Here is an 11275-nt window from a genome sequence, read left to right on the forward strand (position 1 = left end):
GGAATCGTATGAAGTCTATTCAAGAACTCGAAAGCATTAGAAACAATACGATCGCCCGTGTCGGCCAGCGTCAAGAAAACGGCGGCTCCTCCGTTACCCGCAAGAGCGTCATGATCTGCGGCGGTACCGGTTGTACTTCTTCCGACTCTATGCCCATCCTGCGGGCGATCGAACAAGAGCTGAAGAACCACGGCATCGAGAACGAAATTGAAATCGTACGTACCGGCTGCTTCGGCCTTTGCGAGCTGGGCCCGGTCGTGATCGTATATCCGGACGGTGCCTTCTACGCCCGCGTCGAGATTAAGGACGTTGCGGAGCTGGTGGAAGAGCATCTGTTGAAGGGCAACGTGGTCAAACGCCTGGTTTACAAGGAAGCTCTCGAGAAGGACGGCTCCATCAAGCCTCTGAATGAAGTCGGCTTCTTCAAGAAGCAAATGCGTATCGCACTCCGCAATTGCGGTGTGATCGATCCCGAGAAGATCGAGGAATATATTGCCCGCGACGGATATAAAGCGCTTCATCAAGTCCTGACATCCATGACGCCTCAGCAGGTCATCGACACCATGAAGCAATCCGGTCTTCGTGGCCGCGGGGGCGGCGGCTTCACCACCGGCATGAAGTGGGAATTCGCGGCCAAGCAAGTGAATGAGCAGAAGTACATGATCTGTAATGCGGACGAGGGCGACCCGGGCGCATTCATGGACCGCTCCATTCTGGAAGGCGACCCGCACTCCGTTCTCGAAGCAATGGCCATCGGCGGCTACGCCATCGGCGCGAACCAAGGCTTCATCTATGTACGCGCCGAGTATCCAATTGCCGTACAGCGTCTGTTCGTTGCCATCCACGAAGCCCGTAAGAACGGTCTTCTGGGTAAGGATATTTTCGGAACCGGCTTTGATTTCGACGTAGAAGTCCGCTTGGGTGCAGGCGCATTCGTCTGCGGCGAAGAAACCGCTCTGATGAACTCCATCGAAGGCAAGCGCGGCATGCCGAATCCGAAGCCTCCGTTCCCGGCCGTCGAAGGCCTGTGGCGGAAGCCGACCGTTATCAATAACGTTGAGACCTTCGCCAACATCCCGCCGATCATCCTGAATGGCGCGGAATGGTACTCCAGCATCGGCACCGAGAAGTCCAAGGGCACCAAGGTATTCGCATTGGGTGGCAAAATCGTTAACACCGGCCTTGTTGAAGTACCGATGGGCATCACGCTCCGCGAGGTTATCTTCGAGATCGGCGGAGGCATCCCGAACGGCAAGAAGTTCAAAGCGGTTCAAACCGGCGGTCCTTCCGGCGGCTGTCTCACCGAAGAGCATCTGGACTGCACCATCGACTATGACACGCTGACCAGCTTGGGATCGATGATGGGCTCCGGTGGTATGATCGTCATGGACGAAGACAACTGTATGGTTGACGTCGCCCGGTTTTATCTGGACTTCACCCGCGATGAGTCCTGCGGCAAATGTACGCCATGCCGCGTGGGGACCAAGCGGATGCTGGAGATTCTGGAGCGGATCGTAGAAGGCAAGGGTACCGAGGACGATCTGGAGATTCTGGCTGATCTGTCCGTCAACATCAAGAATGCATCCCTGTGCGGCTTGGGCCAAACAGCTCCGAACCCGGTTCTCTCGACGCTCAAGTTCTTCCGTCATGAATACATGGCTCACGTGGTCGATCACAAATGTCCTTCCGGCGTATGTAAAGACCTCTTGACTTACTCCATCGATCCTGAGCTTTGCAAAGGCTGCAGTCTCTGCGCACGCAAGTGCCCGGTCAACGCGATCTCCGGCAAAGTGAAGGAGCCGTACTTACTGGATGCTTCCGTATGTATCAAGTGCGGTCTCTGCTTCGATTCCTGTAAGTTCAAGGCGATTCTCAGAGGATAAGGAAGGGAAGAGGTGACTATGGTGGATAAGGTTAAACTTACAATAGACGGAATCGAGATGGAAGTGGAACAAGGCACTACCGTGCTGGAAGCCGCCCGCGAAGTCGGCATCGAAATTCCTACCCTGTGCCATTTGAAAGGCATTCATGAATCTTCCAGCTGTCGGGTGTGCGTCGTGGAAGTGGGTCCGAGATTGATCGCTTCCTGTACCTTGAAGGCTGAACCGAATATGAAGATTCAGACCAACACCAAGAAAGTACGCGACGCCCGCCGGACCGTAGTTGAGCTCCTGCTCTCCGACCATAACCGCGAGTGCACCACTTGTATGCGCAGCGAAACCTGCGAGCTCCAGTCCGTCTCCAAGGACTTGAACATCCGCAATATCCGGTTCGAGGGCGCACATTCCAAGACCGGCATTGACCATTCCTCCGCTTCCATCGTTCGCGATGCGGAGAAGTGCATTCTTTGCGGCCGTTGTATCGGCGCTTGCAGCACCGTGCAGACCGTGCATGCCATCGGCTTTGCCAACCGCGGCTTCGAGACCAAGGTTACGACCGCTTACGACCGTCCGATCGGCGAAACCAACTGCGTGAACTGCGGACAATGTATTACCGCTTGTCCGGTCGGCGCACTGACCGAACGTGACAACACGATGGACGTATGGCATGCCATCGCTGATCCGAACAAATACGTCGTGGTTCAGACCGCACCGGCCGTTCGTGTCGCTTTGGGTGAAGAATTCGGCTACCCGATGGGTACTCGTGTAACCGGCAAGATGGTTACTGCACTGCGCAAACTGGGCTTCGATAAAGTGTTCGACACCAACTTTGCCGCTGACTTGACCATCATGGAAGAGGGAACCGAGCTGATCTCCCGCCTGACCTCCGGCGAGAAGCTTCCGCTGATGACCTCCTGCTGTCCGGGCTGGGTCAAGTTCGTCGAGCACAACTTCCCGGATCTGACCGATAATCTGTCCACCTGCAAATCTCCGCACGAGATGGAAGGGGCCATGATCAAGCACTTCTACGCCAAGAAGGCCGGAATCGATCCGAAATCCATCGTGACCGTCTCCATCATGCCTTGTACCGCCAAGAAATACGAAGGCGAGCGGGAAGAGCTCTCCAACGAAGGCATGCAGGACGTGGATTACGTCCTGACCACCCGCGAGCTGGCACAGATGATCAAAGAAGCGGGAATCGACTTTAAGAACCTGCCCGGCGACAACTTTGACAACCCGATCGGCGAAGGATCCGGCGCAGGCGTGATTTTCGGGGCTACCGGCGGCGTGGCGGAAGCCGCACTGCGTACCGTTTATGAAGTTCTCTCCGGCAAGGACCTGGATACCATCGAGTACTCCGCAGTCCGCGGCCTGGAAGGCATCAAGGAAAACGAGCTGGAGCTTCCGAACGGCCAGAAGATTAAGACTGCCGTTATCCATGGCTTGGGCAACGCCCGCAAAGTGATGGAGCTGATCCAGAGCGGAGAGAAGCAATATGACTTCATCGAAGTTATGGCTTGCCCGGGCGGTTGTGTCACCGGCGGCGGACAGCCGATCGTCGATGCGAAGACCCGGACCTCCACCAATGTGAAGGCTGAGCGCGCCAAGGCGATCTATGCGGAAGATGAGTCCCTGCAGGTCCGCAAGTCCCATAAGAATCCGTACATCCAAGCGCTGTACGCCGAGTTCCTCGGCAAGCCGAACGGACACCTGGCTCACGAGCTGCTGCATACTCACTATGTGAAGCGGAACAAGTACCACGACTAAACGTTAGTTATACAATCGGCCGTCTCCGGTTCGTCCGGAGACGGCGGATTACAAAATAAGATTCAGCCTAATTGCAAGGATCATCTGAGCATGAGGGGAAGGGATCGTCAAAGCTAGAAACCTTCCGAGCGTATCCGTAACGGTAAGGTTTTTCTATTTTGACGAGGCCCGGGATGACTTGTGGTGCGGGCTCGGAAGGAGCTTGTATGGACAAGAGAATCGGTGTGGTGAATATCGTCGTTCGGGAATTTGAAGGAGTCTCCAAGGTCAATGCCATTCTCCACGATTGTATGGATATTATCGTGGGAAGATTGGGTCTCCCTTATAAGGATCGGGGTATCTCCGCCGTCATCACCCTGGTAGTGGATGCAACATCCGATGAGATCAGTTCATTAACCGGCAAGCTTGGCAAGATCGAAGGCATCAACGTCAAGTCGGTTATGAACAAACTCTAGATGGTGTTCCGTGCTTCGAAGATACGGTGCGGGAATGAACGATTCTTCTAATATAAGGGAGGAGACTACCATGGAACCGATCAAAGAATATTTCGCCAAGGATATTATCCGCGAGGATGAGATTTATGGCTCTATAGCCGCCGGTCAACAGCTGGCTCAGCACACAAGCACGGTTAGAACGTTGTTGGAAAAAGCGAAAACATGCGCCGGTTTGACCCATAGGGAAGCAGCTATTCTTCTGCATGTGCAGGATCCGGAGATTTGGCAGGAGATCTTTGCATCCGCAAAAGAGATCAAAGAGAAAATATACGGAAAACGGATCGTGATCTTTGCTCCGCTATACGTCAGCAATTTCTGTGTTAACAACTGCGACTATTGCGGATATAAGCACTCCAATACCAGCTTCAAGCGCCGGAAATTGACCATGGAGGAACTGGAGAAGGAAGTGGAAGTGCTTCAGTCTCTCGGTCATAAGCGGATCGTCTTGGAGGTCGGGGAAGACCCCAAAAACTGCTCCATCGACTATATCGTGGAGTGTATCCGCAAGATCTATTCCGTTAAAGTGAACAACGGCAGCATTCGCCGCATCAATGTGAACATTGCAGCAACGACGGTCGAAGATTACCGCAAGCTCCGAGACGCGGAGATCGGAACCTATACGTTATTCCAAGAGAGCTATCACAAAGCGACCTACGAAAAACACCATCCGTCAGGCCCAAAACGCGACTTCAATTATCACACCACAGCCATGCACCGCGCCATGCAAGGCGGGCTGGACGATGTGGGACTCGGAGTACTGTACGGACTTTATGACTATAAATTTGAAACGATCGCCATGCTCATGCACGCCGAGCACCTGGAGCAATCCTTCGGCTGCGGTCCCCACACCGTATCCGTTCCTCGGATGCGCGCGGCAGAAGGTGTAGATCTGAATTCGTTCCCCCACTTGGTAACGGATGAGCAGTTTAAGCAGATCGTCGCGATTCTACGGCTTGCCGTGCCCTATGCCGGGATGATTCTCTCGACACGCGAAGAGTCCCAATTCAGAGACGAGGTCCTTGCTTTGGGTGTTTCTCAGATCAGCGCCGGCTCCTGCACGGGCGTTGGCGGCTACGTCGAGGAATACCGGATGAAGAACCCGGACGAGAAGCCCCAATTCGAAGTAGGGGACCACCGCTCCCCGATGGAGATTGTCAAAAGCTTGTGCTCCGGCGGCTATCTGCCTAGCTACTGCACGGCTTGCTACCGGGAAGGCCGAACGGGAGACCGGTTCATGCGGCTTGCGAAGACCGGTCAAATCCAGAACGTATGCGAACCGAACGCATTATTGACCTTCAAAGAGTTCTTGATGGATTACGGTGATGCAGAAGCCGTCGAGATGGGGGAGAAGCTGATTCAAGACAGCTTGAACAGCATTCCGAAGGAAGCGGCCAAGCGGGCCACTTTGGATCGCATGAAGCGGATCGAAGCGGGCGAGAGAGACTTGAGATTCTAATTCCGCGAACGCCAGTCGGAGATGTATGTTATAATGAAGGAGATCGTACGACAGGGTACGGTCTCCTGCAATTACTATATGTGAATTAATTCACTATTGGATGTCGATGGCATACCTTGCAGAGGAGTGAAAGAACATGAAGGAAAGCTCCCAATCCAACCGGCTTCACATCGCCATATTCGGCCGGAAAAATGCAGGAAAATCCAGTCTTTTGAATGCGCTGTCAAATCAAAACGCCGCCTTGGTGGCGGACTCTCCCGGAACCACCGTGGAGCCGCAGTATGTGCACCTGGATTTAGAGCCCCTTGGACCCGTCGTCCTGATTGATACCGTCGGCTTCGAAGAGAATGACCGCAGCGAAACTGGAGAATTACGCGGACGTAAGCTTCGGGAAGTCATGGATCATACGGATGTAGCGCTCCTTCTGTTCACGGACACCAATGAGGATTATGCCCTGGAGCAGCGCTGGTATCGGGAATTGGTCAGCCGCCATATTCCCGTTATGGGCGTGGTAAACCGGATCGACGACCGCTTCGTAGATATTCAGCCCATTAAAGTTCAATTTGATGAAATACCGATCGTGAAGATCAGTGCGAAGAACAAAGTCAATCTCAACCGGCTGAAGGAGTCACTCCGGCGCAGTGCTCCCTTCGAATTCGAACGCTCGACGATCGTCGGCGATCTGATTGAGCCCAACGAGCTGATCGTCATCGTCAGTCCAAAAGGACTGAAGGCCCCCCGTTACCGGCTCCCTATGATTCACACCCAACTGATCCGGGATATCATGGATCATGGAGCAGTATCGGTGACCGTGACAGAGGATGAGCTTCCGGCTTTCTTGACGGTTCTGAACCGCAGGCCGGATATGGTGGTCACCGAGTCAGACATATTCGAGCAGGTTAGCGGAATAATCCCGCAGGATGTGCCGCTCACCACCTTTTCCATCCTGCTGGCCCGGTTTAAGGGGGAGCTGGACGTGTTTGTACGGGGAGCCAAAGCCATTGACGGGCTGAAGCCCGGAGATAAGGTTCTTGTGGCCGAGGCCTGCAGCAATCACGATATGAAAGGCGATCTCACACGGGAGGAGCTGCCTCGTTGGCTCGAGGAAAGGGCCGGCGGCAAGCTGGAATTCGTGGTCCGTACCGGCTGTGACTTCCCTGTGGATCTGTCGTCGTACCGGATGATCGTTCATTGCGGCTCCTGCAGCTTCAACCGGAAGCAGATGATGGCACGCCTCTCGAAGTCACAAGCTCAAAAGGTACCGATCACCAATTACGGGATTGCCATGGCGTACATCCAGGGGCTTCTGGAGCGTGCCATTCCTCCTGTAGCATATTAATTGCCGGATACGGCCGCGGCGGGTAAACCGTCCGCGGCTTTTTTGCGTCTACTAGATCAGCTATACTGAAAGCAATGAATATCCTACCGAGTCTAAGGAAAGAAGGTCCTCCATGAATGAAATCCGTTTCGCCTTCGTAGGGTTCGGGAACATCGCCAAGACCCATATGGTGGCGTTAAAATCGATGCCAATCATCAAGAACCTGCCCTTCGTCCCTGTGTTGGACACCCTGGTCACCCGCAATCCGGAAGTGAACCAGGAGCAAGCCTATGCCATCGGCTTCAAGAAGGTGGTTGCAACCGTCGAAGAAGCATTGACGGCAGGTGATTTTCAAGTTGTGGATATTTGTACGCCCAATGCGAATCATCCCGACGCTTTTTTTCCGGCTCTGCATGCGGGGAAGTCCATCTATTGTGAGAAGCCCCTTGCAGACCGGTATGATCGCTCCCGGGCTATGTCGGAAGCCGCAGAGGATGGTTCCGGCCGCAGACATCAGGTTGCCTTGGTTTACCGTTATCACCCGGCCGTCCTACGGATCAAAGAGATTATCCGCCAGGGCCTGATCGGCAACGTGCTCCAATGCCGCTGCTCCTATAGACGTTCTGGATATCTAGATGCAGCACGCCCGGTCAGCTGGCGATTGGATGAGCGTCAAAGCGGCGGTGGAGCCATCTCCGATCTGGGCATCCATGTGTTGGACCTGCTCAAGCATCTGTTCGGTGAAATCCTCGAGGTGGACGGCACATTGCGAACCCATGTCCGCCAACGGCCCGCCTCCGATTCCTCCGGCAAGCTGGTGGATGTACATGTAGATGATTGGGCCGGAATAGAGATCATCCACCGGAACGGTGTACGCTGCACGGCAGAGGTGTCCCGGATCGCTTGGGGACTGGAGGCTTTTCAAATCGATGTGATCGGTACGAACGGATCTGTAACCTGTGATCTGGAGAAGGAGTACGTCCCCCGGATCAAGCTGCTGGATGGCTCGGCGCCTGCTGTGCCATCCCCTGCTGAATTGAGCTTATCGACCGATGAGAAGACGACGATGGGGATGGCGGTCGACACGCATTTTGCTGCCTTGCACCATTACCTGCTTCGGGTAACGGGGACAGATCCTTATGGCACGGGTCTCGCACCTACACTGAAGGACGCGCTGGAGGCCGAGTATTGGATTGACCAGCTGCTCCAACGAACTGGGGGGATCCGGAATGACTCGTAGACATCAATTATGGATTCGTCAAGCGGCCGCCATCCTGATGATTGCTGCAGGCGTCTCGCACAGCTTCTACTATGTCTCCGGCTTGATCGGCGGATGGGAGAAGGATCTTTGGAACCTGGCCCAGATCGCAGCGGGTATATGTGCCGCCCTGCTAGGAGGATTGGTTTGGCTGTGGAGGCATAAGGAGTTTGACCGTCGAGCCTCCGTGAGCATAAGAATCGTACAAGTCACTATCGGTTTGGGGCTTCTTTTGTTCATCGGCACGGAGATGGCCATCTGGTACGCTGGCCGAAGCACGGAGCCCGTCCAATCCGATTACGTCCTGATCTTAGGGGCTAGAGTGAGAGGAGAAACGGTTTCCTTATCCTTGAAGGCCCGGCTGGATCGAGGATTGGATTATATGAAGCAGTATCCGGAAACGAAGGTCATCCTTTCAGGCGGTCAAGGCCCAGGAGAATCCATAACGGAGGCCGCGGCGATGAAACGATATCTGCTGGACCACGGAGTTCCGGAGCGTCTGATCTTGGGGGAGGACCAATCCACGAACACCTACGAGAACCTGTTGTTCAGTCACACCCTGCTAACTTCTCAAGGAGTGGATGCTTCCAAGGTGAAGGTGACCCTGATCACCAACGATTTTCACATGCTTCGATCCAAGCTGTTGGCTCATCGGGTAGGCTTGTCCGTGTACGGATTCTCTTCTCAGACCCCTCCATACACACTGCCCCGCATGTTGACGCGAGAGTTCGCAGCATTGTTAAAAAGTTTCGCCATAGATCGATGAATTTGCAAAAAGGCGTCTCAAACGAACCCTATCCGTCATACACATGATAGCAAGCAACTTAACGGGAGGGATCATCAATGATGACTTTGGTGGATGTCAACTTTGACCGTTCCGAAATGCTGCTTCATATCCATAATGGCAAGTCCGTTGTTAAGCAACAAATCTCCTCGGAACAAATCAACAGCATTCAGTTCGGGAAGGAGACCGTTAAGAGCTTGTTCATGAAGAAAACGCTGCCGAAGGTGGAAATTCATCTGAAGGGTAAGGATGACCCGCTGATTCTGCAAAGCGGAAAAAACAAGCAAAGCGGTGAACAAGCGCATTCGATCATTCGCCTGTTTGCAGAGAAGAATGATGTACCGTTGGAAGGATAATAACGAATTCGGACCCGGATGATCATCCGGGTCTTTATATTATAGGATCCGCTGGAGTTCGGAGTATGGGTGGGGTAAGATGGAAATCAGATGATCAAGGGGATGTGAGGAAACACAGGATGCTGGAATGGATGATCGGGTTAGGCGGAAGCATGTTGATCGCGGGCATCGCCTATTGGAGAGGATCGCTGACTTGGACCGGAGCGGCCGCAGCCGTTGCAGTTGGGACAAGCCTGTATGCAGCAGGCAGTCCCGTATGGTTCATCTTGATGATCGGATTCTTCGTGACCTCGACGGGACTTACGAAGTGGAAGCAGCATCGTAAACGGGAGGCGGAAGCCGTCTATCAGAAATCCGGGCGAAGGGACGCCGGACAAGTCATCGCGAATGGGGGAATCGGTACCGTTCTCTGTCTGATTCAAGCCGCCTCGCCACAAGCGATATGGCCGCTTGCAGCTTATTTGGGAGTGATGGCCACTGTCACGGCCGATACGTGGGCAACGGAAGTGGGGGGACTGTCCAGATCTCTGCCGCGGTCCATTCTCACTTGGAGAACGGTTCCTAAAGGTACCTCCGGCGGAGTCAGCGGACTGGGGTGGGGGGCTGCTGCGTGCGGCGGATTGTTCATCGGGACTCTTGCGGTGTCGCTGGCAACATGGGATGAAACAGTCGATTCTATTACTTCCGGCTCCCCAATGTGGCTGCTTCCTATTATCGTTATGGCTGGCGGGTGGCTGGGCGCGAATGCCGATTCTTATCTAGGCGCGACCTTGCAGGCTGTGTACCGCTGCCCGCACTGCTCACGGGAGGTGGAATCCAAAGTTCACTGCCAATCAGCCACGTTGCGGATTCGAGGCTTCGAACGGATGGATAACGATGCGGTGAATATCATAAGCTCCCTGGCTGGGGGAACGGTTAGCGCTATATTGGTCGGCTTACTTCTATAGGAAATGAACGTGTATTTCCCGGGCGAGCGCAGGGCTCGCGGTTTACCGACCTGTTTTCTCGAACCTTGCCGAATAGCATCCCGCTTTTTGGCGGAACACTATTTCTGACAACGGGAAGCAAGGAGCGATCAGCATGCAGGAGGAAACGTTAATCGAACGGTTCAAGGCGTTTTACTTCGATTACCGCCGGACAAGCGACACGAATGAAAGCTTCGAGCAAGCGCGCAATGCAGTCGCTTACCATGTCATTAACGAGGCGGATCGATTGGCACAGGATGGGGATTTCGATGGAGTACGGAGTGTGTGCCGCCAATTCCGTGAGATCCAGAGCTCTACATATGGCAGCAACGACTCGGTAAAAGAACGCTTTGAACGGGAGTATGCCGGTCATCGGCTGCATTAAGGAAGGGGGCTTTTTGTGGATGGACGTTAAGAAGCAACAAGCCGGAACTCCACTGCCTGATACGACGAATATGGCCGATCATCAGTACTCGGTGGAGGACTATGAAGGCGGGACCCAACTGGAGCAGGGAACGGCAGAAACTCACGAGATGGTCAGCGATGTCTACATGACCGGAAATAATGCGGATCCACAAAATCAGGATCGCGTATGAACGATTAGAGCCGGCCCGGTGAAGCCGGCTCTATTACTTAGAAGAATTAAATCTCGTCAGGTTCGTAGGATTGTAACACTTTACCACTTGAATAACCTGAGGTGTCTATGATAAATTATAACTCCGGCCAAGAGAAACGCCGGCACGCTTCGAAGTTGAAAGTAGCGGCGCTGTGAACTCCATAAGATTCCAGTTGCAAGGGACTTTGAAACGTGATATAGTTAGAACTCGGTTGCGGTAATAATCAACAGCGGCCGACAAAGTTAGCTCCTTGAAAACTGAACAACGAGTAGTAACAAAACACAGCCAAGTGTAATGAATGAGCTATATCGAACGAACCTTTTTGGAGAGTTTGATCCTGGCTCAGGACGAACGCTGGCGGCGTGCCTAATACATGCAAG

Annotated in this window: 11 protein-coding genes and 1 rRNA gene; all 12 read left to right on the forward strand. The window is 53.8% G+C overall.

The features are described 5' to 3' along the window. Positions 1 to 8: 8 nt before the first annotated feature. Complete coding sequence (nuoF, locus tag ACSEXW_RS22250) at positions 9 to 1883, forward strand: NADH-quinone oxidoreductase subunit NuoF (RefSeq protein WP_438448378.1); 1875 nt, start codon at positions 9 to 11, stop codon at positions 1881 to 1883. A gap of 18 nt (positions 1884 to 1901) precedes the next feature. Next, positions 1902 to 3647: an NADH-dependent [FeFe] hydrogenase, group A6 gene (locus ACSEXW_RS22255; protein WP_438448395.1), complete on the forward strand. Its 1746-nt coding sequence runs from the start codon at positions 1902 to 1904 to the stop codon at positions 3645 to 3647. A 206-nt stretch (positions 3648 to 3853) separates the two neighbouring features. Continuing rightward, a complete protein-coding gene (locus ACSEXW_RS22260) occupies positions 3854 to 4102 on the forward strand; it encodes a TM1266 family iron-only hydrogenase system putative regulator (protein WP_438448379.1) in 249 nt (82 codons plus the stop codon). Positions 4103 to 4172: 70 nt separating this feature from the next. Then, positions 4173 to 5597: a [FeFe] hydrogenase H-cluster radical SAM maturase HydG gene (gene hydG / locus ACSEXW_RS22265; RefSeq protein ID WP_438448380.1), complete on the forward strand. Its 1425-nt coding sequence runs from the start codon at positions 4173 to 4175 to the stop codon at positions 5595 to 5597. Between the two features lie 136 nt (positions 5598 to 5733). Then, entirely contained in the window at positions 5734 to 6936 is a 1203-nt protein-coding gene (hydF, locus tag ACSEXW_RS22270; protein ID WP_438448381.1) for a [FeFe] hydrogenase H-cluster maturation GTPase HydF, read from the forward strand. Between the two features lie 112 nt (positions 6937 to 7048). After that, complete coding sequence (locus ACSEXW_RS22275) at positions 7049 to 8155, forward strand: Gfo/Idh/MocA family protein (RefSeq protein ID WP_438448382.1); 1107 nt, start codon at positions 7049 to 7051, stop codon at positions 8153 to 8155. Beyond that, positions 8145 to 8939: a YdcF family protein gene (locus tag ACSEXW_RS22280; protein ID WP_438448383.1), complete on the forward strand. Its 795-nt coding sequence runs from the start codon at positions 8145 to 8147 to the stop codon at positions 8937 to 8939. Before ACSEXW_RS22275 ends, ACSEXW_RS22280 begins: the two co-directional genes overlap by 11 nt. Before the next feature lie 77 nt (positions 8940 to 9016). Beyond that, a complete protein-coding gene (locus ACSEXW_RS22285; protein ID WP_438448384.1) occupies positions 9017 to 9313 on the forward strand; it encodes a hypothetical protein in 297 nt (98 codons plus the stop codon). Positions 9314 to 9432: 119 nt separating this feature from the next. After that, complete coding sequence (locus ACSEXW_RS22290) at positions 9433 to 10260, forward strand: DUF92 domain-containing protein (protein WP_438448385.1); 828 nt, start codon at positions 9433 to 9435, stop codon at positions 10258 to 10260. 133 nt (positions 10261 to 10393) lie between these two features. Continuing rightward, positions 10394 to 10663 (forward strand): hypothetical protein, encoded by a 270-nt coding sequence (locus ACSEXW_RS22295; RefSeq protein ID WP_438448386.1) that lies wholly within the window; start codon positions 10394 to 10396, stop codon positions 10661 to 10663. A gap of 19 nt (positions 10664 to 10682) precedes the next feature. Next, positions 10683 to 10874, forward strand: a complete 192-nt coding sequence (locus ACSEXW_RS22300) for a YozQ family protein (protein WP_438448387.1) — start codon at positions 10683 to 10685, stop codon at positions 10872 to 10874. 340 nt (positions 10875 to 11214) lie between these two features. Next, a 16S ribosomal RNA gene (locus tag ACSEXW_RS22305) occupies positions 11215 to 11275 on the forward strand; the annotation flags it as partial.

The organism is Oryzibacillus soli, assembly GCF_051594765.1.
Lineage (GTDB): Bacteria > Bacillota > Bacilli > Paenibacillales > NBRC-103111 > Paenibacillus_AR.